Below are 25,319 nucleotides of genomic sequence, written 5' to 3'. Positions count from 1 at the left end.
GTATGGGTCATGAATCGCTATGTTTCTGTTCTGGCATTGAGTGGGATTGCTGTGCTCGCGGGCTGTGTCGCCCCGACGCCTAAGCCCAATGACCCGTACTATGCGCCGGTGTTGCCGCGCACGCCGTTGCCGGCGGCCGCCAACAATGGCTCGATCTACCAGGCCGGGTTCGAACAGAACCTGTACAGCGACCGCAAGGCCTTCCGGGTCGGTGACATCATCACCATCACGCTGAACGAGAAGACCCAGGCGAGCAAGAACGCCAACTCGCAGATCGGCAAGACCAGCAAGACCAGCATCGGCCTGACTTCATTGTTTGGCGGTGTACCGAACACCAACAACCCGCTGGGCAGCGGTGACCTGAGCCTGGACGCCGGCTACAGCGGCGACCGCGCCACCAACGGCAAGAGTGCGGCAGGGCAGGGCAACAGCCTGACCGGTTCGATCACCGTGACCGTGGCCGACGTGCTGCCCAACGGCATCATCGCCGTACGCGGCGAGAAGTGGATGACCCTCAACACCGGTGACGAACTGGTGCGCATTGCGGGCATGGTTCGCGCCGACGATATCTCCACCGACAACACCGTGCCGTCGACACGGATTGCCGATGCACGCATCACCTACTCGGGTACGGGTTCGTTTGCTGACGCCAGTCAGCCGGGCTGGTTTGACCGTTTCTTCCTTAGCCCGCTGTTCCCTTTCTAGGTGATCACTTTGAACTTCAAACAGCTGATGGCTGCGATGTTGCTGCTGGCCCTGAGCGCAGGCGCCCAGGCTGAGCGCTTGAAAGACATCGCGAGCATTTCCGGCGTGCGGTCCAACCAGCTGATCGGCTACGGCCTGGTGGTGGGGCTTAACGGCACGGGTGACCAGACCACCCAGACCCCGTTCACCCTGCAGACCTTCAACAACATGCTCTCGCAGTTCGGCATCAAGGTACCGCCGGGCTCGGGCAACGTGCAGTTGAAGAACGTCGCGGCGGTGTCCATCAGCGCTGACTTGCCGCCGTTCGCCAAGCCGGGGCAGGTGGTCGATATCACCGTCTCGTCCATGGGTAACTCGAAAAGCCTGCGCGGCGGCACCTTGCTGATGACGCCGCTAAAAGGTATCGACGGCAACGTCTACGCCATTGCCCAGGGCAACCTGGTGGTGGGTGGCTTTGATGCCGAAGGCCGCGACGGTTCGAAGATCACCGTCAACGTGCCGTCGGCCGGGCGGATTCCCGGTGGTGCCTCGGTGGAGCGCACCGTGCCCAGCGGCTTTAACCAGGGCAACAGCCTGACCCTGAACCTCAACCGCTCTGACTTCACCACCGCCAAGCGCGTGGTCGACAAGATCAATGAGCTGCTCGGCCCGGGCGTGGCCCAGGCCATCGATGGCGGCTCGGTTCGTGTGACGGCACCGCTGGACCCAAGCCAGCGTGTGGACTACCTGTCTCTGCTGGAAAACCTTGAGGTTGACCCGGGCCAGGCGGTGGCGAAAGTCATCATCAACTCGCGGACCGGCACCATCGTGATCGGCCAGAACGTCAAGGTTTCGCCAGCGGCCGTGACCCACGGCAGCCTGACCGTGACCATCACCGAAGACCCGATCGTCAGCCAGCCTGGCCCGTTGTCCAACGGCCAGACTGCCGTGGTCCCCCGTTCGCGGGTGAATGCCCAGCAAGAAGCCAAGCCGATGTTCAAGTTCGGCCCCGGCACCACCCTGGACGAGATTGTCCGTGCGGTGAACCAGGTGGGCGCAGCGCCCGGCGACTTGATGGCGATCCTCGAAGCATTGAAACAGGCCGGCGCCTTGCAAGCCGACCTGATCGTGATCTGACGCCATGGCCATGGACATGCGCAAGAGCGGCCTGACCAGCACGGCGGATTCGGGTTCCTATTCCGACCTCAACCGGCTTAACCAGTTGAAGGTCGGCGACAAGAACAGCGACGGCAACATGCGCAAGGTCGCGCAGGAATTTGAGTCGCTGTTTCTCGGCGAGATGCTCAAGTCCATGCGTTCGGCCACCGAAGCCCTGGGCAAGGACAACCCGCTGAATACCCCGGCGGCCAAGCAGTACCAGGAAATGTACGACCAGCAGTTGGCGGTTTCCCTGTCTCGCGAGGGCGGTGGTATCGGCCTGGCGGACGTGCTGCTGCGCCAGATGCAGAAGAACAAACCGGTGGACGCCCAGGCGGCCACCCTGCAAGGCCCGGCTGCGCCCGCGAAGAAGGTGGATGTGCCGACTGAAATTGCCGCCGGTACCAAGGCCGATGGCCCGCTGGGCCGCAGCAATGGTCAGCGGCCATTGTGGGCATACCGCGTGGCGGTGCCTGAAGGCACCAACTCCCACGCCAACGACATGGCGCTGATGAACCAGCGACGCATCTCGTTGCCGAGCAAGCTGACGGATCGCCTGCTGGCCGGCATCGTGCCGGGTGCCGAGGCTTCCACTGCCGCCAAGGCCGCGCCGCTGCGCAACAGCGCTGCCGATGATGGCGTGGTCAACAGCACCGCCCGCAGCCTTGCCGCCATACCGCCTCGCGGGCAGATGCAGGTTTACGGCCGCGCCGTCGCCCAGCCACCGCTGGCACCGGCGAAGAAAGCCTTCAGCTCGCAGGATGAATTTGTCGCCACCATGTTGCCGATGGCCAAGCAGGCCGCTGCGAGGATTGGCGTCGACCCACGCTACCTGGTGGCCCAGGCCGCCCTGGAAACCGGTTGGGGTAAATCGGTGATGCGTGCCGAGGATGGCACCAGCAGCCACAACCTGTTCGGCATCAAGGCCGGCCAGAGTTGGCAGGGCGAACAGGCCCGGGCGATCACCAGCGAGTTTCGCGATGGCGCGATGGTCAAGGAGACGGCGCAGTTCCGTTCCTACAATTCCTACCAGGACAGCTTCCATGACCTGGTGACGTTGCTGCAAAGCAATGATCGCTATAAAGAAGTTGTGAAATCAGCCGACAACCCGGAACAGTTTGTGCGCGAGTTGCAAAAAGCCGGATATGCAACCGACCCGGATTACGCCAGCAAGATTTCGCAGATCGCAAAAACGATGAACAGCTACCAGAACTACGCTGCCGCGGGCGCTTCCACTCATTTATAAGGTCTGAATCATGAGTTTGCTCAATATCGGGATGTCGGGGCTCAATGCCGCCCAGGGATCGTTGTCGGTCTTAAGTAACAACATCGCCAACGTCAACACCCCGGGATACTCGCGTCAACAGAGCGCTCAGACCGCGAATGCGTCGAACGCCTACGGCGGCGTATTTATCGGCACCGGTACGACCCTGGCGGACGTGCGTCGGGTGTACAACCAGTTCCTCACCACGGCTTACCAGAACAGCACGGCACTCGACAGCGACGCCAACGCCTACCTGGACCAGGCCAGTGCCATCGACAAGACCTTGTCGGATTCCAACACCGGCATGTCTTCGGTGCTCAGTGCCTTTTTCGCGGCGGCGCAGACGGCTTCTGCCACCCCGGGCGACGTGTCCGCGCGCCAATTGCTGCTGACCAGCGCCCAGACCCTGAGCAACCGCTTCAACTCCATTTCCGGCCAGTTGAACCAGCAGAAACAAACGATCAACAGTCAGTTGAGCACCATGACGGACCAGGTCAACAAGCTGACGTCCTCGATCGCCTCGCTCAACAAGCAGATTGCCCAGGCCCAGGGGACTTCCAGCAGTGCGCCGGCCAACCTGCTGGACTCGCGTGACGAAGCGGTGCGCTCGCTCAACGAGCTGATCGGCGTTACGGCCACGGAAAAAAACGGACAGTTCAGTATTACGACCGGTACGGGGCAGTCGCTGGTGGAAGGCGGGATATCCAATAATATCTCTGCGGTACCGAGTAGCACCGACAATAGCCAGTACACCATCCAGCTCTCGATGGGCGACTCGTCCATTGACCTTGGCAATGTGGTCACCGGCGGCAGTATCGGTGGCTTGCTGCGCTATCGCAGTGACGTGCTGATGCCGGCCATCAATGATCTGGGGCGCATCGCGATTGCCACGGCAGACACGATCAACAACCAGTTGGGCCAGGGCCTGGACCTCAACGGCGAATTCGGTTCGTCGCTGTTCACCGATATCAACAGCGCGGCGGCGATTTCCCAGCGCAGCCAAGGGGCCGCCGGCAACAGCGCGGGGTCTGGCAACCTGAATGTCACGATCAAGGACAGCAGCCAGCTGACGACCTACGACTACAAAGTCACGTTTACCAGTGGTAACCAGTACAACGTCGTCCGCTCCGACGGCAAGGCCATGGGTTCGTTCGACACCACCACCACGCCGCCGCCGGTGATTGATGGCTTTACCCTGGCGCTGGACGGCAAAGGGCCCATGGCTGCCGGTGACAGCTTCAAGGTCAGCCCCACGGCCAACGGGGCCACGGGCATCGGTGTCGACCTGAAGGACGTCAACAAGCTCGCCTTCGCGGGCCCCTTGGCGGGGAACGCGAGCAAGACCAACACCGGCACCGGTACGTTCACACCGCCTCAGCTGACTGTGCCGCTGGATATTCATGGCGGCGCTGATACCGCCCAGTTGCGCGCCGGCATCGAAAACTCCATGCCGGTAAAAATGCTCTTTGGCAAGCCGGCCGCCGACGGCACCCAGTCGTATACGGTGAGCGACGCGCAAGGCAATCCGATCGGCAGTGGCACCATCATCCCGGGCCAGGGCAACAAGATCAGCATCAACGTACCGATGCGCGATGCCTCCGGTGCGTTGATCCCGGGCAAAAGCTTCAGCTTCGACACCACGGTCGGCGGCTCGCCTGCCAATGGTGACAGCACGACTTTCTCGTTCAACGCTTCGGGCACCTCCGACAACCGCAACGCCCAGCAATTGCTGGACTTGCAGACCAAGGCCACCGTGGGCGCCAGCGACGGCAGCCCGGGTGTGAGCCTGGTCAGCGCCAACGCCCGACTCGTGTCGCAGGTGGGCTCCAAAGCCAGCCAGGCCGCTACCGACTCCACTGCGACGGGTGCGCTGTTGGCAGCGAACAAGGCGGCCAGCAACTCGGTGTCTCAGGTCAACCTGGATGAAGAGGCGGGTGACATGATCAAGTTCCAGCAGTACTACACCGCGTCGTCGCAGATCATCAAGGCTGCGCAAGAAACTTTCAGCACACTGATTAATGCCCTTTAAAGGAGTCTGGGACGATGCGTATTTCTACACAGCAGTATTTCGACACCAGCGCCAGCAAGTACCAGACGAACTATTCCGGTGTGGTGAAAGCCCAGGACCAGGCGAGCAGCGGTATCCGGGTGCAGACCGCCTCCGATGACCCGGTCGCCGCCGCGCGCTTGCTGCAATTGCAGCAACAGAAAGACATGCTTGGCCAGTTCAACGGCAACATCAACACCCTGCAGAACTCGCTGACCAACGAAGAATCGGTGTTAAAGAGCATCAACACCGCCTTGCAGCGCGGCAGTGAATTGGCGCTGCGTGCGGCCAACCAGTCCCTGAGCGATGACGATCGTAAATCCATCGCCAGCGAAGTGGGCGCGCTTGAGGACCAGGTGCTGGGCTTGCTCAACTCCAAGGATGCCAACGGCAACTACATGTTTTCCGGGTCGAAAACCGACACGCCGCCTTACATCCGCAATAACGACGGCACCTACACGTATCAGGGTGACGAGACGCCGCTGAGCTTGCAGATCTCGGACAATCTGTCGATGGCGGGGGGCGACACCGGAAAGTCGATGATGGAAAGTTCGACCAACACCGGTCGCACCCAGGCTACGTTGTTGCCGCCTGCGGTCAATGACGGCAAGGTCGCGGTATCGGCGGGCACGGTGACCTCCGGTGTCACCTACACCAAGAGTTTTACCGACGGCCAGCCCTACAAGCTGACCTTCAGCAGCAGCACGCAGTATTCCGTGACCGACAAGGACGGTAACGACGTTACCTCGGAGATTCCCGGCAACGGCACTTTCGACGCGACCAAAGAGGGCGCATCCAGCGTCAACCTGCGCGGCGTCAAGTTCGATATCAGCCTGACGCTCGGCGCGGACGTTGCGCCCGGCGCTGACTCCGACGCACTGGTGGCGGGCAAGGCGTTCACCCTGCAATCCAAGCCGGACACCTTCAGTGCTTCGCGTTCGCCAGGCAACGCGTCGACTGCACAAGTCACCGGTGGCCAGGTGACGGATCAGGCGGCCTACGCCAGCACCTTCCCTGATACCGGTGCGGTGATCAAATTCACCAGCGGCACCACGTATGAGGTGTATGCGCAGCCCTACAGTCCGAACAGCAAGACCATCGCGACCGGCACCATGGCTGCCGGTGCCACCTCGATCAACGCGGCCGGCGTGACGTTCGACATCAGTGGTGCGCCAGGGGCGGGCGACCAGTTTGCGGTCAGCGCCGTCAGCAACAAGAACGAAAACGCCCTGGACACGTTGAGCCAATTGCGCAAAGCCCTGGAAACGCCGGCTGACGGCAACCTGGTCGCGCAGAACAACCTCAAGGATGTGGTGGCCAAAACCATCGGCAACCTGAACAACGCCAGTTCACAGATTGACCAGGTGCGCGGCTCCATCGGTGCTCGCCAGAATGCCCTGGATCTTCAAACGGATGAGAACACCAGCCTGGGGACTGCCAATACCAACACCATGAGTTCCTTGGGCAACGTCGACATGGGTCAGGCGGCGATCAACCTGCAGCTTCAGCAAACCATGCTGCAGGCCTCTCAGTTGGCCTTTGTGAAAATCTCTCAGTTGAGCCTGTTCAACAAAATGTGATGTCCGCGGCTGCAAACCGGCGGCTCACCCTGGAAACGGGGTGGGCCGTTGTGGTTTTTGGCGTTTGTATGTCCCCGTGTTTCGCACAAAGCGCAGAAAATTGAGTGACCTGTGAGTCATAAAGCGCATCTTCACTGTATCGTGTGAAAAGGATAGGTCGTCGCCAGGTCTCTGCGAGGGCCTGCCGCCAGGGTACAAAGGCGGTTTTCGGCGAGTTTTTTGCGGGGTCATCCCCATTATTGTCAGCACCCGGCGACGTGTCTCGCGGGGTGTTCTCCAGCTATTTAGTATTGGGAAGCCACAATGATTGGCATAAAAAGCATCGCCAGTTACGTGCCGGCAGACGGGATTGATAACTACGCCCAGGGTGCCAAATTCGCCAAGGATGAAGAATTCATCATTGGCAAGATCGGTTCGGCGTTCCTGCCGCGCAAGGATGCCGCGCAGGAAACCTCCGATCTGTGCGTCGAGGCGGTCAACGCCTTGTTTGCCAACAACCCCGGTTTGAAGCGCGAGTCCATCGATGCGCTGATCGTCGTTACCCAGAACGGCGACGAAGAGGGCTTGCCTCACACCGCCGCCATCGTCCAGGACAAGCTGGGCCTGCCGACGCACGTGGCGGCCTTCGATATTTCCCTGGGCTGCTCGGGCTACGTCTACGGCATCTATGCGATGAAGGGCTTCATGGAAGCCACCGGTCTGAAGAACGGCCTGCTGGTGACCGCCGATCCGTACTCGAAGATCGTCGACCCGGAAGACCGCAACACCACCATGCTGTTCGGCGATGCCGCTACCGCCACCTGGATGGGTGAAGACGCGCCGTGGCAGTTGGGCAAGTCCAAGTTCGGCACTGACGGCTCCGGTGCGCCGCACTTGAAGGTCAGCGATGGCGTGTTCTTCATGAACGGCCGCCAGGTGTTCAACTTCGCTTTGCTCAAGGTGCCGGCGCATTTGCACGAGCTGCTCAACGAATCGGACCTCAAGGCTGACGAGATCGATGCGTTCTGCATCCACCAGGGCAGTGCGGCGATTGTCGATGCCGTGGCCCGACGTTTCGAAGACGCGCCGGTGGACAAGTTCATCAAGGACATGGTCGAGACCGGCAATACCGTGTCCTCGAGCATTCCGCTGCTGCTGGAAAAGCACATGCTCGACTCCACCTGGAAGCGCGTCGCCATCAGTGGTTTTGGTGTGGGGCTGTCCTGGGGCTCGGCGATTTTGCACCGCCCTTGACGACTTAAAGGCGCTGCACAAAAAAACGCCCATGATCGAAAGATCATGGGCGTTTTTTATTTGGCGCCAGAAAGCCAACAATTGCTGGGGTTTGGGCTATCGTAAATGCTTGAATTAAAAGGGATGGCACGGCGCCAGTAAAAAAAATCAAAAAAGTCCTCAAGCAACCTGCTTTCACGACGATAACTATTACGAAGGTTCTCTAGGCCACACCCGGCGGTTGCCAGGGCCGGAAGCCGCAGTACACCACCCACGAGGATTTCGTCATGGCATTAACAGTAAACACCAACCTTGCTTCGTTGACCGTTCAGAACAACCTGAACAAGGCTTCCAGCGCCCTGCAAACTTCCATGCAGCGCCTGTCCTCCGGCCTGCGTATCAACAGCGCCAAAGACGATGCGGCCGGCCTGCAAATCGCTGGTCGTCTGACCAGCCAGATCAACGGCCTGGGCGTTGCCATCAAGAACGCCGGTGACGGTAACTCCATCGCGCAAACTGCTGAAGGCGCGATGCAGCAATCCACCAACATCCTGCAGACCATGCGTTCCCTGGCTCTGTCGTCCGCTAACGGCTCCCTCAGCGCTGACGACCGTAAGTCGAACCAGGCTCAGTACGCGGCTCTGAGTTCGGAATTGACCCGTATCGCATCGACCACTACCTTCGGTGGCCGTAACCTGCTGGACGGTTCTTTCGGTACTACCGCTTTCCAAGTAGGCGCGAACGCCAACCAGACCATCAACATGAGTCTGGGTAACGTAGCGGCCAGTAACATCGGTTCGCAGCAACTGCTGTCCAACGCTCAGACGCCAAGCCTTAACGGTGTTGCGGGCGGCACTATCACTGTGACCGGTGGTGGTCAGGTGTCGAACGCTCTGACCATCGCTCAAGGCGCGTCGGCCAAGCAAATTGCTGCCCAGCTTAATGGCGCAGTAGGCGGTCTGGCGGCCACTGCTAGCACTGAGCTTCAGTTCACGCTTCCTGCTGGTGGCTTTCCTGCGGCCACTCCTAGCGGTAAGTTCGACCTTACAGTCGGCAGCGGTCCTACTGCCTCTACTGTTTCGTTCGTGGGTATCACCAGCGCTGCCGACCTGGCGGGTCAACTGAACTCCAACGCTGCCAAACTGGGTATCAGCGTTAACTTCAACCAGTCGACCGGCGCCCTGTCGATCAAATCCGACTCGGGTGAGAACTTCACCTTCGCCAATGCTGACACCGGTGCCCAAACTATCGGCATTGCCACTAAAGGCGGCGACGGTAAGTTCAATGCTACCGTGACCAACCTGGCCGCAACCAACCTGACCGCTACCGGCCAAGTTTCGTTGAACTCCAGCTCCAGCTACTCGCTGGCTGGCAACGGCGTTACCGGTGTGTTCGGTGCTGCAGCTGCTACCGCTGTCAACTCGGCGCAAGTCGTCGTCAGCAATACCGACGTGACCACTGCTGACAACGCACAGAAGGCTGTAGACGTGCTGACCCAAGCACTGTCCACCATCGACTCTCAGCGTGCTGACCTCGGTGCGGTACAAAACCGTTTCGACAACACCATCGCCAACCTGCAGAGCATCTCGGATAACTCCACCGCTGCCCGTGGCGTGATCCAGGACGTTGACTTCGCCGCTGAAACTGCTCAGCTGACCAAGCAACAAACTCTGCAACAGGCTTCGACTGCGATCCTGTCCCAGGCGAACCAACTGCCATCCGCTGTACTGAAGCTGCTTCAGTAATAACGGCACTTGGTAACTGACGGAAGGGCGCGTTTACGTGCCCTTTTGTCTTTTGTCTAATGAGGTGATTGGTCATGGACATGAGCGTCAAACTGAACCTGTCTTACCCTGCGGCAGCGCCACAGAGTGCACCCGCTCCTGTCAGTGCCGATCCGCAGAAGCCCAAGGTGGACGCCGTTGCTGGCGCGAAAGATGCCCAGCAGCCATCGAGCCACACCGACTTGAAAAAAGCGGTCAACGACATAAACGAATTCATCCAGGCTGCCCAGCGCAAACTGGATTTTTCTATTGATGACTCCACCCACCAGGTTGTGGTCAAGGTCATTGCGACCGAAAGCGGTGAGGTCATTCGCCAGATTCCTTCGGAATTGGCCCTGAAACTCGCCCAGAGCCTTCATGACGCCAGCAGCTTGCTGTTTGACGCCAAGGTCTAAACTGGCATGAACTTTGTTGCGAAAACTGCCTAGAGCGTGATTCGTCAATAAAGCATCAGCCCCGGATTAGGAGAAAGACGATGACAGTCGTAGCAGGTCTAACGGTCAACGGCCCGGGTACGGGCATCGACGTTCAAGGTCTTGTTAAGTCGTTGGTGGGGGCGCAAACCGCACCCAAGCAAGCGCAGATCGACAGCCAGACCAAAACATCCACTGCGCAACTGACCTCAATCGGCAAGATCCAGGCGGCTCTGGACGCATTCCGGGGCGCGCTGGACACCATGACCAAGACCGTTAACTTCAGCGGCTTGAGTTCGACGCTGTCGAACGACAAGCTCGCGACGGTCACGTTGGGCCCAGGTGCCGCCGCCGGCAATTTTACGCTGGGTGTCACCCAATTGGCCACGGCGTCAAAGGTCTCCACGGCAGTAATTCCTGGCGGGCCGACGGCCGTTGTCAATTCCGGGGTCTCGGCGACGGTGTTTACGGTCTCCCAGTCCGGCAAGAATTACAGCGTCAGTGTGCCACCGGGCGGAACCCTGCAGCAGGTGCGCGATTCGCTCAACTCGCAGTACGGCAACGCGGGCTTGAGTGCGAACATCCTGACTGACTCCAACGGTTCGCGGTTGGTGGTCACATCATCGACGACCGGTGTCGGTAGCGACATCACCTTCAAGGGTTCCTCGGGCCTGGATACGGGTGCGACGGTTGTGGGCTCGGCGCCGCAGAACGCCATATATAACCTTGATGGCAGCCCTCAAGAGTCCACGAGTAATACCCTGCCCAATGCAATCAGTGGTGTGAGCATTACCTTGACGGGGGTTTCGGCAGCTACTGACGGCCCTAACGGCGCTTCGACGATCAAAGTCTCTGCGAACAGCGCAACCCTGAAGTCGGCAGTCAAGGGCTTCACAGATACCTACAGTGCGTTGGTCAAGGCTGTGAACGCCGAGACTCAGGTCACCACCAATGCCGACGGTTCCGTCACGCCAGGCCCGTTGACCGGGGACAGTTCGGTGCGCAGCATGATGGCATCGATCCGCAACGTGATGAACTCGGTGACCGGTAGCGGCTCGTTTTCATCCCTGGCGCAGTTTGGCGTGACCACGGACCAGACAGCGGGCACCCTGAGCGTCAGTGATGTGGCGTTTGACAAGGCGGCCCTCACAAACGGCTCCGACATCAACAGCATCTTCACCGGCCCCAACGGGCTGTTGGCAAGCCTGACCAATGCGACCGCCAACTTTGCGCTGAGCAAGACCGGGGTGTTCGCCGAAAAGTCCTCGACCCTGCAGGATAACCTCAAGGACCTGACCAACCAACAGACCGCCCTGAACACGCGTTCTGATGCCCTGACGGCCTCCCTGACCCTGAAATACAACGCCATGGACTCCCTGGTTGCGCAGCTCAAGGCCCAAGGCGACAGCGTCATGACCACCCTCAACTCGCTGAACAATCCGAAGTCCACCTGATTGGCGGATGGATAAAGCCCGCCGAAGGCGCTGTGTCAAAGCGCCAGGCGGGCTAAAGTTTTGTGTAACGCCGTCGACATAATAATCAGCGTCCACCCTTTTAGTTGTCGCCTGTCACGAGGTAGAAACATGAATCCCATGAGAGCCCTTCGCCAATACCAGAAGGTCAACACCCACGCCCAGATCTCCGAAGCCAGCCCGCACCGCCTGGTGCAGTTGCTGATGGAAGGCGCACTGGATCGTATGGCGCAGGCCAAGGGTGCGATGGCTCGCGGTGATATCGCGCAGAAGGGGTTGATGCTGGGCAAGGCGGTGGACATCCTCGTCGGGTTACGTGACGGCCTGAACCCCGAGAAGACCCCGGACCCGATTGCACTGCAGCAGTTGGATAACCTGTATGCCTTCATGACCATGCGCCTGCTGGAAGCCAACCGTCAGAATGACGCTGCGATGATCGATGAGGTCGCAGGTCTGATGATTACGCTCAAGGAAGGCTGGGACGGTATTGCCACAGAGGTACAGTAGGCCGTAAGGCCGAGGACGATGTCATGAGCCAAGCATTGCAAAAAATCGACGAGACCCGTGAGGCGCTGTCCGAGGCGTTGGCTGAACGCAACTGGGGTGCGATCGGCGAACTGGATTTGGGCTGCCGCGCGTTGATCGATGCTGCGCTCAACGAGGATTCGGCGGATGAGGCAGCCATTCGGGCAAAACTGGAAGACTTGCTTTCGGTCTACCAGCAGTTGCTTGAGGCGACGACAGGGGAGCGACAGGCTATTTTCGAAGAGATGTCGCAGTTCAACCGAGCTAAACATGCGTCAAAGGTTTACCATATGTTCGGCTGAAGGCTCAGTTAATCCGAACACCGCGCGTCATAAATTTGACTGTGCACGATTTTTTGACTTAACTAGTGCTATTTTCAGACGTCAGAAAGCCGTAGCGCAGAAAATGCCTACAGCAATCTAGATTGCCCCAACTCGAGGGCATTAGAGTTTTACTAGGGAAGTTGCTATTGCATGTGGCGTGAAACCAAAATTCTGCTGATCGATGACGATAGCGTTCGGCGCCGCGATCTGGCGGTGATCCTGAATTTTCTTGGCGAAGAAAATCTACCCTGTGGCAGCCACGACTGGCAGCAGGCGGTCAGCTCTTTGTCGTCGAGCCGCGAAGTCATTTGTGTGCTGATCGGGACAGTAAACGCTCCTGGTGCAGTTCTGGGCTTGTTAAAGACACTGTCGACCTGGGATGAGTTCCTTCCGGTGTTGCTGATGGGCGATATTTCTTCCGTGGACCTTCCGGAAGACCAGCGCCGCCGCGTGCTTTCCACCCTCGAAATGCCCCCCAGCTACAGCAAATTGCTCGACTCCCTGCACCGTGCCCAGGTCTACCGCGAGATGTACGACCAGGCCCGCGAGCGCGGTCGTCACCGCGAACCCAACCTGTTCCGCAGCCTCGTCGGCACCAGTCGTGCGATCCAGCACGTGCGCCAGATGATGCAGCAAGTAGCCGACACCGACGCCAGTGTGCTGATCCTTGGCGAGTCGGGCACCGGCAAGGAAGTGGTCGCACGCAACCTGCACTACCATTCCAAGCGTCGTGACGGGCCGTTCGTGCCGGTCAACTGCGGGGCGATCCCGGCAGAACTGCTGGAAAGCGAACTGTTCGGCCACGAGAAGGGCGCCTTTACCGGGGCGATCACCAGCCGTGCCGGGCGTTTTGAACTGGCCAACGGCGGCACCCTGTTCCTCGACGAAATCGGCGACATGCCGCTGCCGATGCAGGTCAAGCTGCTGCGGGTATTGCAGGAGCGCACCTTCGAGCGCGTGGGCAGCAACAAGACCCAGAGCGTCGACGTACGCATCATCGCGGCCACCCACAAGAACCTCGAAAGCATGATCGAGGTCGGCAGCTTCCGCGAAGACCTGTACTACCGCCTCAACGTATTCCCGATCGAAATGGCGCCCCTGCGCGAGCGCGTCGAAGACATCCCGTTGCTGATGAACGAGCTGATCTCGCGCATGGAACACGAAAAGCGTGGTTCGATTCGCTTCAACTCGGCGGCGATCATGTCCCTGTGTCGCCACGGCTGGCCGGGCAACGTCCGCGAGCTGGCCAACCTGGTGGAGCGCATGGCGATCATGCACCCGTACGGGGTGATCGGCGTGGTCGAGCTGCCGAAGAAATTCCGCTACGTCGACGACGAAGACGAGCAATTGGTGGACAGCCTGCGCAGCGACCTGGAAGAGCGCGTGGCCATCAACGGCCACACGCCGGACTTCGGCTCCACCGCCATGCTGCCGCCGGAAGGCCTGGACTTGAAGGACTACCTCGGCAGCCTCGAACAAGGCCTGATCCAGCAGGCACTCGACGACGCCAACGGTATCGTCGCCCGTGCCGCCGAGCGCCTGCGCATCCGACGTACCACCCTGGTGGAGAAGATGCGCAAGTACGGCATGAGCCGCAAGGAAGGTGATGAACAGGCGGATGATTGACGCCTGTTTTTCAACTGACTGAAAACTAAGCCTATTTTTTTAGGCACGGGTATTGCTACAGCACTCGCAACGTTCCGTTTAACTGACGGTCAGCCAAGCGAGAGAGCATGATGCCCCACGCCGCCCAACTATCTTCGGTCCCTGACACTCAGGGGCCGGCCCCCTCCGTAGAGCAGATCAGCCGCCTCGGGCTTGAACAGGCTTTTTCCCTGTTCAACCAGATGTCGAGCCAGTTGACTGACTCCTACAGCCTGCTGGAAGCCCGGGTTTCCGAGCTTAAAGGCGAGTTGGCCGTGGTCAGTGCCCAGCGCATGGAAGAGCTGGCCGAGAAAGAGCGACTGGCCAACCGTCTGCAAAACCTCCTCGACCTGTTGCCCGGTGGCGTGATCGTCATCGACGAGCAGGGCCGTGTGCGCGAAGCCAACCCGGCGGCCTGCAACATGCTTGGCCTGCCGCTGGAAGGCGAGCTGTGGCGTGAGGTCATCACCCGCTGCTTTGCCCCGCGGGAAGACGACGGCCACGAAATCTCCCTCAAGGATGGGCGCCGCCTGTCCATCGCCACGCGTTCCCTGGATGCCGAGCCCGGCCAGTTGGTGTTGCTCAACGACCTGACTGAAACCCGGCACCTGCAAGACCAGTTGGCCCGCCATGAGCGCCTGTCGTCTTTGGGGCGAATGGTCGCTTCCCTGGCCCACCAGATTCGTACGCCATTGTCGGCCGCGCTGATTTACGCCAGTCATTTGACTGATGAGCAATTGCCCGCCGCCACCCACCAGCGTTTTGCCGGCCGCCTCAAGGAGCGTCTGCACGAACTGGAGCATCAGGTGCGCGACATGCTGGTGTTTGCCCGCGGCGAATTGCCGCTGACCGATCGCGTCACCCCGGCCGCCTTGATGCAGTCCCTGCAAGCGGCGGCCGCCACTCATATCCAGGAAGCGTCAGTCCGTTGGCAGTGCGACAGCCATTACGGCGAGTTGCTGTGCAACCGCGACACCCTGGTGGGCGCGCTGCTCAACCTGATCGAAAACGCGACCCAGGCCAGCGGCCCCGGGGCGCGGCTCAAGGTGCACCTGTACAACCGTGGCGAGACCCTGCGCCTGAGCATCAGCGACAGCGGCAGCGGGATTGACCCGGTGGTGCTGCAGCGCCTCGGCGAGCCTTTTTTTACCACCAAGACCAACGGGACCGGCCTGGGCCTGACCGTGGTCAAGGCAGTCGCCCGTGCACATCAGGGAGAATTGCAGCTGCATTCCCGGTTGGGTCGTGGCACGTGCGCGTTGATCACGCTGCCGCTGTTTTCATGCGCCGTCAGCGCGGAGTAAAAGGTCATGGCTATCAAGGTTTTATTGGTTGAAGACGATCGCGCCCTGCGTGAAGCATTGGCTGACACGCTGTTGCTGGCGGGCCATGACTATCGGGCGGTCGGTTCTGCCGAAGAAGCCCTGGACGCGGTGGAGCAGGAGTCCTTTAGCCTGGTGGTCAGCGACGTCAACATGCCGGGTATGGACGGACACCAGTTGCTCGGCCTGTTGCGTGCGCGCCAGCCGCAACTGCCGGTGCTGCTGATGACCGCCCACGGCGCCGTGGAGCGTGCCGTCGACGCCATGCGTCAGGGCGCTGCGGATTACCTGGTGAAACCCTTCGAACCCAAAGCCTTGATCGAACTGGTCGCCCGGCATGCCTTTGGCACCCTGGGCGCTGCCGAGGGTGAAGGTCCGATTGCCTTCGAACCGGCCAGCGCGCAATTGCTGGAACTGGCGGCCCGTGTTGCCCGCAGCGATTCCACCGTGCTGATCTCCGGCGAGTCCGGTACCGGCAAGGAAGTACTGGCGCGCTACATCCACCAGCAATCCCATCGTGCCAGCCAGCCGTTCATTGCGATCAACTGCGCGGCCATTCCCGACAACATGCTCGAAGCCACCTTGTTCGGCCATGAGAAGGGCTCGTTCACCGGCGCCATCGCGGCGCAGGCCGGCAAGTTCGAACAGGCCGACGGCGGCACCATCCTGCTCGACGAAATCTCCGAAATGCCCCTGGGCCTGCAAGCCAAGTTGCTGCGGGTATTGCAGGAGCGCGAAGTGGAGCGGGTGGGCGCACGCAAGCCGATCCAGCTGGATATCCGTGTGGTCGCCACCACCAACCGCGACCTGGCGGGCGAAGTGGCGGCGGGGCGCTTCCGTGAGGACCTGTTCTACCGGCTCTCGGTGTTCCCGTTGGCCTGGCGCCCGTTGCGCGAGCGCCCGGCCGACATCATCCCGCTGGCCGAGCGCCTGCTGGGCAAGCACGTCAATAAAATGAAGCATGCCCAGGCGCGCTTGTCGGCCGAGGCCCAGGCCTGTCTGATCAGTTACCCGTGGCCCGGCAACGTGCGGGAACTGGACAATGCGATCCAGCGTGCGTTGATTTTGCAGCAGGGCGGCCTGATCCAGCCCCAGGATTTCTGCCTGGCCATGGGCGCGGGCGCAGCCCCGCAGCCGAGCCTGGCTGCCGCGCCACAGGTCGAAGCCGTGCCTGCCGAATCCGCCGGCGCCCTGGGCGACGACCTGCGTCGCCGGGAATTCCAGATGATCATCGACACCCTGCGCTCCGAGCGCGGGCGCCGCAAAGAAGCCGCCGAGCGCCTGGGCATCAGCCCGCGCACCCTGCGCTACAAGCTGGCGCAGATGCGTGACGCCGGGATGGACGTGGAAGCCTACCTCTACGCCACCTGAAAATTCTCAAAGCCGACAGGGCCAGTCGCCTTTTCTTACAGAATGCCACGGAGCTGGCACCCTTGTTGCTACCACCCCTGTAATCGCTGTGTAGTGTCAAAAAATTGCGGGTCGTCGGAGAGAAAGTTCATGAGCCAAGGTGTTGAGTTCAATCGGTTGATGTTGGATATGCGGTCCATGCAAATGGATGCCATGGCTCAACCGAAATCCGCCGCGCAAGCCGTACCGGAATTGGGCCAGAGCAGCTTTGCCGACATGCTCGGCCAGGCCATCAACAAAGTCAGCGACACCCAGCAGGCATCCAATCAGTTGGCGACCGCCTTCGAGATCGGCAAGAGCGGCGTGGACCTCACCGACGTGATGGTCGCCTCGCAAAAAGCCAGCGTTTCATTCCAGGCCTTGACCCAGGTGCGCAACAAACTGGTTCAAGCCTATCAAGACATCATGCAGATGCCGGTTTAAGGACGATTTGAGTCATGGCAGAAGCACTCGTGGATAACGCACCCGCCAAGGCAGACGGCAAGCCGCCGCTGTTTGGCCTGTCGTTCCTGGAAAACCTCTCCGAGATGACCATGTTGCGTCAGGTAGGCCTGATGGTCGGCCTGGCTGCCAGCGTGGCGATTGGTTTTGCCGTGGTGCTGTGGTCCCAGCAACCGGATTACCGTCCGTTGTACGGCAGCCTGGCCGGCATGGATTCCAAGCAGATCATGGAAACCCTGGCGGCGGCAGACATCAGCTACACCGTCGAACCGAATTCCGGCGCCCTGTTGGTCAAGGCCGACGATGTGGCCCGTGCGCGGATGAAACTGGCGGCTGCCGGCGTAACCCCGTCCGACGCGAATATCGGCTTTGAAATCCTCGACAAGGACCAGGGCCTGGGGACCAGCCAGTTCATGGAAGCCACCCGCTACCGTCGCGGCCTGGAAGGCGAACTGGCGCGCACCATCTCTGCCCTGAACAACGTCAAGGGCGCCCGCGTGCACCTGGCGATTCCGAAAAGCTCGGTATTTGTGCGCGATGAACGCAAGCCCAGCGCCTCGGTGCTGGTCGAACTCTTTGCCGGCCGCTCCCTCGAGCCTGGCCAGGTATTGGCGATCATCAACCTGGTGGCCACCAGCGTTCCTGAATTGAGCAAGTCGCAGATCACCGTAGTCGACCAGAAGGGCAACCTGCTGTCGGACCTCGCGGAAAACTCCTCGCTGACCATGGCCGGCAAGCAGTTCGACTACAGCCGTCGCATGGAAAGCATGCTGACCCAGCGGGTGCACAACATCCTGCAACCGGTGTTGGGCAATGATCGCTACAAGGCTGAAGTGTCGGCCGACGTCGACTTCAGCGCCGTCGAATCGACCTCCGAGCAGTTCAACCCGGACCAGCCGGCCCTGCGCAGCGAGCAATCGACCACCGAACAACGTACCGCCAGCAATGGCCCGCAAGGCGTGCCGGGTGCCCTGAGCAACCAGCCACCAACCCCGGCCACTGCCCCGCAAACCACCGGTGGCGCTGCCGCTACCGCAGGCGCGGTGCAGCCTGGCCAGCCGCTGTTGGACGCCAACGGCCAGCAGATCATGGACCCGGCCACCGGCCAGCCCATGCTCGCGCCGTACCCGGCCGACAAGCGCAACCAGTCCACCAAGAACTTCGAGCTTGATCGTTCCATCAGCCACACCAAGCAGCAACAGGGTCGGATCAATCGCCTGTCGGTGTCGGTGGTGGTGGATGACCAGGTCAAGGTCAATGCTGCAGACGGCGCCATCACCCGCGCCCCATGGAGCGCCGATGAATTGGCGCGCTTCACTCGCCTGGTGCAGGACGCGGTGGGCTTCGATGCCAGCCGTGGCGACAGCGTCAGCGTGATCAACATGCCGTTCTCCGCCGAGCGTGGCGAAGTCATCGCCGAGGCAGCGTTCTATACTCAGCCGTGGTTCTGGGACATCGTCAAGCAAGTGCTGGGGGTGTTGTTCATTCTGTTGCTGGTGTTCGGCGTGCTGCGCCCGGTGCTCAACAACATCACCGGCCACGGCAAGAAGCAACTGGCCCTGGCCGGCGGCGACGTCGAACTGGGTGGCATGGGCGGCCTCGATGGCGAACTGGCCAACGACCGCGTGAGCCTCGGTGGCCCGCAAAGCATTCTGTTGCCGAGCCCGAGCGAGGGTTATGACGCTCAGTTGAACGCAATCAAGAGCCTGGTGGCCGAAGACCCGGGTCGTGTGGCCCAGGTCGTGAAAGAGTGGATTAACGCAGATGAGTGATAGCCGAGCTGCAGTAGCCAAACTCTCCCGGGTCGACAAAGCCGCCGTGCTGTTGCTGTCCCTCGGAGAAACCGACGCCGCCCAAGTGCTGCGCCACATGGGGCCCAAAGAGGTTCAGCGTGTCGGCGTGGCCATGGCGCAAATGCGCAATGTGCACCGCGAGCAAGTCGAGCAGGTGATGAGCGAGTTCGTCGAGATCGTCGGCGACCAGACCAGCCTGGGCGTCGGCTCCGACAGCTACATTCGCAAGATGCTCACCTCGGCCCTGGGCGAAGACAAGGCCAACGGCCTGATCGACCGCATCCTGCTGGGTGGCAACACCAGCGGCCTCGACAGCCTGAAGTGGATGGAACCGCGGGCCGTGGCCGATGTGATCCGCTACGAACACCCGCAAATCCAGGCGATCGTGGTGGCGTATCTCGACCCCGACCAGGCCGGTGAAGTGCTCGGCCACTTCGACCATAAGGTGCGCCTGGATATCATCCTGCGCGTCTCGTCGTTGAACACCGTGCAGCCAGCGGCCCTGAAAGAACTGAACACGATTCTCGAGAAGCAGTTCTCGGGCAATTCCAACGCTTCGCGCACCACCCTGGGCGGCATCAAGCGTGCGGCCGACATCATGAACTTCCTCGACAGCTCGGTGGAAGGCCAGCTGATGGACTCGATCCGCGAGATCGACGACAGCCTGTCGGTGCAGATCGAAGACCTCATGTTCGTGTTCAACAACCTCTCCGACGTCGACGACCGTGGCATCCAGGCGTTGCTGCGGGAAGTGTCCTCCGACGTACTGGTGCTGGCCCTCAAGGGCTCCGACGAAGGCGTCAAGGAAAAGATCTTCAAGAACATGTCCAAGCGGGCTTCCGAACTGTTGCGCGACGACCTCGAGGCCAAGGGCCCGGTGCGCGTCAGCGACGTGGAAACTGCACAGAAGGAAATCCTCACCATTGCCCGCCGTATGGCCGAAGCCGGAGAAATCGTTCTCGGTGGGAAGGGCGGCGAAGAAATGATTTAAGGCGCCGCGCATGTCGAACAAAGATGAGACGCCCAGCGATCTGATTCGCGCACGGGACGTCGGAGGGTTCGACGTCTGGTCGCTGCCCAGTTTCGACCCGCATCGCCCGGAGCCTGAGCCGGAGCCGGTAGAAGAACCCCCGGCCGAGATGGAAGAAGTGCCGCTGGAGGAAGTCCAGCCACTGACCCTGGAAGAGCTCGAAAGCATTCGCCAGGAAGCCTACAACGAAGGTTTCTCCACCGGCGAGAAGGACGGTTTTCGCAGCACCACCCTCAAGGTCCGCCAGGAAGCCGAGGCCGCGCTGAGCGTCAAGCTGGCCAGCCTGGAAACCCTGATGGGCAGCCTGTTCGAGCCCATCGCCGAGCAGGACTCGCAGATTGAAAAAGCCATGGTCGGGCTGGTGGAGCACATCACCCGCCAGGTGATTCAGCGCGAATTGGCCCTGGACTCCACGCAAATCGAAAGCGTGATGCGCGAAGCCCTCAAGCTGCTGCCCCTGGGCGTCGGCAACGTGCGGCTGTACATCAACCCGCAGGATTTCGAACAGGTCAAAGCCCTGCGCGAGCGCCATGAAGAAACCTGGCGCATCGTCGAAGACGCTGCGCTGCTGCCCGGTGGTTGCCGGGTCGAGACCGAGCACAGCCGCATCGATGCCACGGTGGAGACGCGCATCACGCAGATCATGGCCAAGCTGTTCGATCAGTTGCACGAGCAGGCGCTGCACCCGGCAGAGCCGGACTTGAGCGTCGAGCTGGACACCCCCGATGCGCCTTGATCGCACCAGCTTCGCCAAGCGCCTGGGTGGCTATGCCGAAGTCACCGAGTTGCCCGGCCAGCCGATCCTGGAGGGCCGCCTGCTGCGCATGGTCGGCCTGACCCTGGAAGCCGAAGGCCTGCGCGCCGCCATGGGCAGCCGCTGCATGGTGATCAACGACGACAGCTACCACCCGGTGCAGGTCGAAGCCGAAGTGATGGGGTTCTCCGGCAGCAAAGTATTCCTGATGCCCGTCGGCAGCGTTGCCGGCATTGCCCCCGGCGCTCGCGTGGTGCCGCTGGCCGACACCGGCCGCCTGCCGATGGGCATGAGCATGCTCGGCCGCGTGCTGGATGGCGCCGGGCGCGCCCTCGACGGCAAGGGCGGGATGAAGGCCGAAGACTGGGTGCCGATGGACGGCCCGACCATCAACCCGCTCAAGCGCAACCCCATCAGCGTGCCGCTGGACGTGGGCATTCGCAGCATCAACGGTTTATTGACGGTGGGCCGCGGCCAGCGCCTGGGCCTGTTTGCCGGTACCGGCGTCGGTAAGTCGGTGTTGCTGGGGATGATGACGCGCTTTACCGAGGCCGACATCATCGTGGTCGGACTGATCGGCGAGCGGGGCCGCGAGGTGAAGGAATTCATCGAGCACAGCCTCGGCGAAGAAGGCCTCAAGCGTTCGGTCGTGGTGGCCTCACCGGCGGATGACGCGCCGCTGATGCGCCTGCGCGCCGCGATGTACTGCACGCGCATCGCCGAATATTTTCGCGACAACGGCAAGAACGTCCTGCTGCTGATGGACTCCCTGACCCGTTTCGCCCAGGCCCAGCGGGAAATCGCCCTGGCCATCGGCGAGCCGCCGGCCACCAAGGGCTATCCGCCGTCAGTGTTCGCCAAGCTGCCCAAGCTGGTGGAGCGTGCCGGTAACGCCGAAGCCGGTGGTGGTTCGATCACTGCGTTCTACACCGTACTCTCCGAGGGCGATGACCAGCAGGACCCGATTGCCGACTCGGCGCGGGGCGTGCTCGACGGGCACATCGTGCTGTCCCGGCGCCTGGCCGAAGAAGGGCACTACCCGGCCATCGACATCGAAGCCTCCATCAGCCGGGTGATGCCGTCGGTGGTCACCCCGGAGCACATGATGCGCGCGCAGCAGTTCAAGCAACTGTGGTCGCGTTATCAACAGAGCCGCGACCTGATCAGCGTCGGCGCCTATGTGGCCGGCGGCGATCGCGAGACCGACCTGGCGATTGCCCTGCAACCGCAACTGGTGACGTACCTGCGCCAGGGCCTCAACGACAAGATCAGCATGGGTGAAAGCGAGGCACACCTGGGCACCATCTTTGCGCCGGCGCCGGGCGGATAAACCATGGCCAACACTCGCGCCGCGCGCCTTGCCCCGGTAGTGGACATGGCCGAAAAAGCTGAAAAGACCGCCGTCCAGCGCCTGGGGTACTTCCAGGGCCAGGTTCGCCTGGCGGAAAGCAAGCTGGGGGACCTGGAGCGCTTTCGCGGCGAGTATCAGCAGCAGTGGATCGAGCGTGGCAGCAAGGGCGTCTCCGGGCAGTGGCTGATGGGCTACCAGGGCTTTCTCAACCAGTTGGAAACCGCCGTCGGCCAGCAGCGCCAGAGCCTGGCCTGGCACCAGGCCAACGTCGACAAGGCCCGCGACAGCTGGCAACAGGCCTATGCCCGGGTCGAAGGCCTGCGCAAACTGGTGCAGCGCTACATCGACGAAGCCCGTGCACTGGAAGACAAGCGCGAGCAGAAATTGCTGGATGAATTGTCCCAGCGACTTCCCCGCCAAAACCCCTATTAACCACGCCCTCGCTCCTACACGGATTTGCCCACTTCCCTATCACCTGCTACACCTTGTTGCACATTGCCAATGACAAGGAAGCAGTCGTATGTCAGTCGAATCAGAAGTGTCCCTGGACGGGACGAAGTTGACGATCACCGTCAGGGGGCGATTCGATTTCGGTAGCCACCAGGCCTTTCGTGATGCCTACGAGCGGTTCTACAAGGTGCCCGAGATCTACGTGGTGGACTTGAAGGAAACCACCTACATGGACAGCTCGGCCCTGGGCATGCTCCTGCTGTTGCGTGACCATGCCGGAGGCGACAATGCCGAAGTGCAGGTGGTCAACGCCAACTCCGATGTGCGCAAGATCCTGGCCATTTCCAACTTCGACAAACTGTTCGACCTCACTTGAGCGTCCTGGCCCCGGTCCTCGAGGCGCTGACGGTGTTGATCGCCGAAGACAGCGCCGCCGACCTGTTGTTGCTGTCGACCATCGTGCGCCGCCAGGGCCACCAGGTGCTGACCGCCAGCAACGGCCAGGAAGCGGTCGATGTGTTTACCCGTGAACGGCCGCAGTTGGTGTTGATGGACGCCCTGATGCCGGTGATGGACGGCTTCGAGGCGGCCCGGCAGATCAAGCAGCGGGCGGGGGAGGCGCTGGTGCCGATCATCTTCCTCACCTCCCTGCGCGAGAGCGAAGCCCTGGCCCAGTGCCTGGATGCCGGGGGTGACGACTTCCTGGCCAAACCCTATAACCAGGTGATCCTGGCGGCAAAGATCAATGCCATGGATCGCCTGCGTCGCTTGCAGGCCACGGTGTTGCAGCAACGCGACCTGATCGCCCGGCACCACGACTACCTGCTGCAGGAGCAGCGAGTGGCCAAGGCGGTGTTCGACAAGGTGGCCCACTCGGGCTGCATCAACGCCGCGCCGAATATTCGTTATGTGCAGTCGCCCTACGCGCTGTTCAACGGCGATTTGCTGCTGGCCGCGTACACGCCGTCGGGCGATATGCATGTGCTGCTGGGGGACTTTACCGGCCACGGTTTACCGGCGGCGGTCGGCGCCATGCCCCTGGCGGAAGTGTTCTACGGCATGACTGCCAAGGGCTACGGATTGGCGCAAACCCTGCGGGAGATGAACGCCAAGCTCAAGCGTATCCTGCCGGTGGACATGTTCTGTTGTGCCACCTTGCTGTGCCTCAGCGCCCAGCGACGGGTGGTGGAGGTGTGGAACGGCGGCATGCCCGACGGCTACGTGCATGACGTCACCACCGGCAAGCGCACGCCGCTGGTGTCGCGGCATTTGCCTTTGGGCGTGCTGGCGGCCGAGGCGTTTGATGACCGCACTGAAGTCTGGCCGATGGCGCTGGGTGACCGTGTGTTTTTGCTGTCGGATGGTGTGCTGGATACTGCCGATGCCCATGAACAGTTGTTTGGCGCCGAGCGGTTGCAGCAGGTGTTTGCGGCCAATCGCGAGCCGGACCGGTTGTTCGAGGAGATCGAACAGGCCCTGGCGGGTTTTCGCGGTGAGGTGCGCGATGACATCAGCATGGTGGAGATCAGCCTGCAGGCGGATGAGCCGTTGCGTTCGTCGTCGGTGGTGTATTCCGACAGTGGGCAGTCGTCGCCGCTGGATTGGTCGGTAAGTTTTGAGTTTCGTGCCGAGACGCTCAAGTCCTACAACCCTTTGCCGTATTTGTTGCAGTTGCTGTTGGAGATTCATGGGCTGCGGGAGCAGAGCGGGGCGTTGTACAGCGTGATGGCAGAGTTGTATTCCAATGCGCTTGAACATGGTGTGCTGGGGCTGGATTCGCGGCTCAAGCGGGATGCACAGGGGTTTGCTGCGTATTACCGCGAGCGTAATGAGCGGCTGGCGCGGTTGGATAGCGGGTATGTGCGGGTGCACTTGGATGTGGTGCCGACCGGGGAGGGGGGGGGTCTGACGCTGCGGATCGAGGACAGTGGGGCCGGGTTTGATGTGGATAAGGTGCTGGCCAGGCCGCTGGATGTTGACCGTCTGTCTGGTAGGGGATTGAGCCTGGTGCGCCAGTTGAGCAGCGATGTAGGCTGGTCTGACGGCGGGCGGTGTGTGTGCGTGGAGTTTTCATGGAAGGCTCTGGCATAATCCGCCGATTCTTGATCAAGGAGCGAACAAGTGGCAGAGATTCATCTGGACCCCGATGTGCTGACTGGCTTGCAGGAGGTCATGGAGGGCGAGTATCCGAAGCTGCTCGACACTTTTCTCGATGACTCGCAAAAGCGGGTAGAGGCGTTGCGCCGGGCTCGGGATGATGCCAAGGCGCTTGGGCGGATTGCGCATAGCTTCAAGGGGAGTAGCGGTAATCTTGGGGCGGTGCGGTTGGCTGAGCTTTGTCAGTTGCTCGAGGATAAGTCCGCCAAGCCTGTGGTTGCGGATTTGGCGCAGTTGGTGGATGAGATTGACCATGAATTCGCGCTGGTGCGGCCGTTGTATGAGCATGAGCGGGGGCGGTTTCAGCTCTGACGCTTTTGGTGTGTATATCGGTTTCTTCGGTAACGGCGGCTTATGGTTTCGCTCTTGCAGCGAGTCACTTTGCAAAAGCGGCACAGTAACCAAAGCGCTCTGCCCCATCAAAAACCAGAGCGAAAGCAGAGCTGCTTTTCTGTGGGAGCGGGCTTGCTCGCGAAAAACCTGAGAGCGCCGCGTTCATCCAGAA

23 protein-coding genes are annotated in these 25,319 nt (G+C 61.2%); all 23 read left to right on the top strand.

Annotated features, from left to right (window positions below; translation table 11 throughout):
- Positions 1-9 precede the first annotated feature (9 nt).
- Entirely contained in the window at positions 10-705 is a 696-nt protein-coding gene (flgH, locus tag A462_RS17540; protein ID WP_003214607.1) for a flagellar basal body L-ring protein FlgH, read from the top strand.
- 27 nt (positions 706-732) lie between these two features.
- Entirely contained in the window at positions 733-1,821 is a 1,089-nt protein-coding gene (locus A462_RS17545) for a flagellar basal body P-ring protein FlgI (RefSeq protein WP_032899355.1), read from the top strand.
- 4 nt (positions 1,822-1,825) lie between these two features.
- Complete coding sequence (gene flgJ / locus A462_RS17550; protein ID WP_003214604.1) at positions 1,826-3,088, top strand: flagellar assembly peptidoglycan hydrolase FlgJ; 1,263 nt, start codon at positions 1,826-1,828, stop codon at positions 3,086-3,088.
- A 10-nt stretch (positions 3,089-3,098) separates the two neighbouring features.
- The gene (flgK, locus tag A462_RS17555) at positions 3,099-5,135 is read left to right on the top strand and encodes a flagellar hook-associated protein FlgK (RefSeq protein WP_008434859.1); all 2,037 of its coding nucleotides are present in this window, start codon (positions 3,099-3,101) and stop codon (positions 5,133-5,135) included.
- A gap of 14 nt (positions 5,136-5,149) precedes the next feature.
- On the top strand, positions 5,150-6,733 hold the full coding sequence (locus A462_RS17560) for a flagellar hook-associated protein 3 (RefSeq protein WP_008434857.1): 1,584 nt from the start codon (positions 5,150-5,152) through the stop codon (positions 6,731-6,733).
- 303 nt (positions 6,734-7,036) lie between these two features.
- Complete coding sequence (locus A462_RS17565; protein ID WP_008434856.1) at positions 7,037-7,966, top strand: ketoacyl-ACP synthase III; 930 nt, start codon at positions 7,037-7,039, stop codon at positions 7,964-7,966.
- Between the two features lie 266 nt (positions 7,967-8,232).
- The gene (locus A462_RS17570; protein ID WP_008434854.1) at positions 8,233-9,690 is read left to right on the top strand and encodes a flagellin N-terminal helical domain-containing protein; all 1,458 of its coding nucleotides are present in this window, start codon (positions 8,233-8,235) and stop codon (positions 9,688-9,690) included.
- 74 nt (positions 9,691-9,764) lie between these two features.
- Positions 9,765-10,124 (top strand): flagellar protein FlaG, encoded by a 360-nt coding sequence (locus A462_RS17575; RefSeq protein ID WP_008434852.1) that lies wholly within the window; start codon positions 9,765-9,767, stop codon positions 10,122-10,124.
- An 80-nt stretch (positions 10,125-10,204) separates the two neighbouring features.
- Positions 10,205-11,596 (top strand): flagellar filament capping protein FliD, encoded by a 1,392-nt coding sequence (gene fliD / locus A462_RS17580; protein ID WP_032899335.1) that lies wholly within the window; start codon positions 10,205-10,207, stop codon positions 11,594-11,596.
- 129 nt (positions 11,597-11,725) lie between these two features.
- A complete protein-coding gene (gene fliS, locus A462_RS17585) occupies positions 11,726-12,121 on the top strand; it encodes a flagellar export chaperone FliS (protein ID WP_003214591.1) in 396 nt (131 codons plus the stop codon).
- Between the two features lie 23 nt (positions 12,122-12,144).
- Positions 12,145-12,441, top strand: coding sequence for a hypothetical protein (locus A462_RS17590; protein WP_008434847.1), 297 nt, complete (start codon positions 12,145-12,147; stop codon positions 12,439-12,441).
- 171 nt (positions 12,442-12,612) lie between these two features.
- Positions 12,613-14,088: a sigma-54 dependent transcriptional regulator gene (locus tag A462_RS17595; protein WP_003214588.1), complete on the top strand. Its 1,476-nt coding sequence runs from the start codon at positions 12,613-12,615 to the stop codon at positions 14,086-14,088.
- A 110-nt stretch (positions 14,089-14,198) separates the two neighbouring features.
- Complete coding sequence (locus A462_RS17600) at positions 14,199-15,410, top strand: sensor histidine kinase (protein ID WP_032899354.1); 1,212 nt, start codon at positions 14,199-14,201, stop codon at positions 15,408-15,410.
- A 6-nt stretch (positions 15,411-15,416) separates the two neighbouring features.
- Positions 15,417-16,799, top strand: a complete 1,383-nt coding sequence (locus A462_RS17605; protein ID WP_008434842.1) for a sigma-54-dependent transcriptional regulator — start codon at positions 15,417-15,419, stop codon at positions 16,797-16,799.
- A 129-nt stretch (positions 16,800-16,928) separates the two neighbouring features.
- On the top strand, positions 16,929-17,261 hold the full coding sequence (gene fliE, locus A462_RS17610; protein WP_003214581.1) for a flagellar hook-basal body complex protein FliE: 333 nt from the start codon (positions 16,929-16,931) through the stop codon (positions 17,259-17,261).
- A 14-nt stretch (positions 17,262-17,275) separates the two neighbouring features.
- Positions 17,276-19,051 (top strand): flagellar basal-body MS-ring/collar protein FliF, encoded by a 1,776-nt coding sequence (gene fliF, locus A462_RS17615; protein WP_008434839.1) that lies wholly within the window; start codon positions 17,276-17,278, stop codon positions 19,049-19,051.
- Positions 19,044-20,063, top strand: coding sequence for a flagellar motor switch protein FliG (gene fliG, locus A462_RS17620; RefSeq protein ID WP_003214577.1), 1,020 nt, complete (start codon positions 19,044-19,046; stop codon positions 20,061-20,063). Before fliF ends, fliG begins: the two co-directional genes overlap by 8 nt.
- 10 nt (positions 20,064-20,073) lie before the next feature.
- A complete protein-coding gene (fliH, locus tag A462_RS17625; protein ID WP_008434837.1) occupies positions 20,074-20,838 on the top strand; it encodes a flagellar assembly protein FliH in 765 nt (254 codons plus the stop codon).
- On the top strand, positions 20,828-22,186 hold the full coding sequence (gene fliI / locus A462_RS17630) for a flagellar protein export ATPase FliI (RefSeq protein WP_008434835.1): 1,359 nt from the start codon (positions 20,828-20,830) through the stop codon (positions 22,184-22,186). The genes fliH and fliI overlap by 11 nt, the downstream gene beginning before the upstream one ends.
- Positions 22,187-22,189: 3 nt before the next feature.
- Complete coding sequence (gene fliJ / locus A462_RS17635; RefSeq protein WP_008434833.1) at positions 22,190-22,639, top strand: flagellar export protein FliJ; 450 nt, start codon at positions 22,190-22,192, stop codon at positions 22,637-22,639.
- 88 nt (positions 22,640-22,727) lie between these two features.
- The gene (locus A462_RS17640; protein WP_003214569.1) at positions 22,728-23,033 is read left to right on the top strand and encodes an STAS domain-containing protein; all 306 of its coding nucleotides are present in this window, start codon (positions 22,728-22,730) and stop codon (positions 23,031-23,033) included.
- Positions 23,030-24,748: a fused response regulator/phosphatase gene (locus tag A462_RS17645; RefSeq protein ID WP_008434832.1), complete on the top strand. Its 1,719-nt coding sequence runs from the start codon at positions 23,030-23,032 to the stop codon at positions 24,746-24,748. The genes A462_RS17640 and A462_RS17645 overlap by 4 nt, the downstream gene beginning before the upstream one ends.
- A 30-nt stretch (positions 24,749-24,778) precedes the next feature.
- Entirely contained in the window at positions 24,779-25,126 is a 348-nt protein-coding gene (locus A462_RS17650) for an Hpt domain-containing protein (protein ID WP_003214564.1), read from the top strand.
- Positions 25,127-25,319: the final 193 nt, after the last annotated feature.

This window comes from Pseudomonas sp. Ag1 (assembly GCF_000278565.1).
GTDB lineage: Bacteria > Pseudomonadota > Gammaproteobacteria > Pseudomonadales > Pseudomonadaceae > Aquipseudomonas.
Note: the sequence above shows the minus strand (reverse complement) of the source record. Positions and strands in the feature narration are given on the sequence as shown.

What these genes read in the sequence shown, in the direction of transcription:
- flgH (WP_003214607.1), top strand. Translation starts at nt 10, where the DNA reads ATGAATCGCTATGTTTCTGTTCTGGCATTGAGTGGGATTGCTGTGCTC.
- A462_RS17545 (WP_032899355.1), top strand. Translation starts at nt 733, where the DNA reads ATGGCTGCGATGTTGCTGCTGGCCCTGAGCGCAGGCGCCCAGGCTGAG.
- flgJ (WP_003214604.1), top strand. Translation starts at nt 1,826, where the DNA reads ATGGCCATGGACATGCGCAAGAGCGGCCTGACCAGCACGGCGGATTCG.
- flgK (WP_008434859.1), top strand. Translation starts at nt 3,099, where the DNA reads ATGAGTTTGCTCAATATCGGGATGTCGGGGCTCAATGCCGCCCAGGGA.
- A462_RS17560 (WP_008434857.1), top strand. Translation starts at nt 5,150, where the DNA reads ATGCGTATTTCTACACAGCAGTATTTCGACACCAGCGCCAGCAAGTAC.
- A462_RS17565 (WP_008434856.1), top strand. Translation starts at nt 7,037, where the DNA reads ATGATTGGCATAAAAAGCATCGCCAGTTACGTGCCGGCAGACGGGATT.
- A462_RS17570 (WP_008434854.1), top strand. Translation starts at nt 8,233, where the DNA reads ATGGCATTAACAGTAAACACCAACCTTGCTTCGTTGACCGTTCAGAAC.
- A462_RS17575 (WP_008434852.1), top strand. Translation starts at nt 9,765, where the DNA reads ATGGACATGAGCGTCAAACTGAACCTGTCTTACCCTGCGGCAGCGCCA.
- fliD (WP_032899335.1), top strand. Translation starts at nt 10,205, where the DNA reads ATGACAGTCGTAGCAGGTCTAACGGTCAACGGCCCGGGTACGGGCATC.
- fliS (WP_003214591.1), top strand. Translation starts at nt 11,726, where the DNA reads ATGAATCCCATGAGAGCCCTTCGCCAATACCAGAAGGTCAACACCCAC.
- A462_RS17590 (WP_008434847.1), top strand. Translation starts at nt 12,145, where the DNA reads ATGAGCCAAGCATTGCAAAAAATCGACGAGACCCGTGAGGCGCTGTCC.
- A462_RS17595 (WP_003214588.1), top strand. Translation starts at nt 12,613, where the DNA reads ATGTGGCGTGAAACCAAAATTCTGCTGATCGATGACGATAGCGTTCGG.
- A462_RS17600 (WP_032899354.1), top strand. Translation starts at nt 14,199, where the DNA reads ATGCCCCACGCCGCCCAACTATCTTCGGTCCCTGACACTCAGGGGCCG.
- A462_RS17605 (WP_008434842.1), top strand. Translation starts at nt 15,417, where the DNA reads ATGGCTATCAAGGTTTTATTGGTTGAAGACGATCGCGCCCTGCGTGAA.
- fliE (WP_003214581.1), top strand. Translation starts at nt 16,929, where the DNA reads ATGAGCCAAGGTGTTGAGTTCAATCGGTTGATGTTGGATATGCGGTCC.
- fliF (WP_008434839.1), top strand. Translation starts at nt 17,276, where the DNA reads ATGGCAGAAGCACTCGTGGATAACGCACCCGCCAAGGCAGACGGCAAG.
- fliG (WP_003214577.1), top strand. Translation starts at nt 19,044, where the DNA reads ATGAGTGATAGCCGAGCTGCAGTAGCCAAACTCTCCCGGGTCGACAAA.
- fliH (WP_008434837.1), top strand. Translation starts at nt 20,074, where the DNA reads ATGTCGAACAAAGATGAGACGCCCAGCGATCTGATTCGCGCACGGGAC.
- fliI (WP_008434835.1), top strand. Translation starts at nt 20,828, where the DNA reads ATGCGCCTTGATCGCACCAGCTTCGCCAAGCGCCTGGGTGGCTATGCC.
- fliJ (WP_008434833.1), top strand. Translation starts at nt 22,190, where the DNA reads ATGGCCAACACTCGCGCCGCGCGCCTTGCCCCGGTAGTGGACATGGCC.
- A462_RS17640 (WP_003214569.1), top strand. Translation starts at nt 22,728, where the DNA reads ATGTCAGTCGAATCAGAAGTGTCCCTGGACGGGACGAAGTTGACGATC.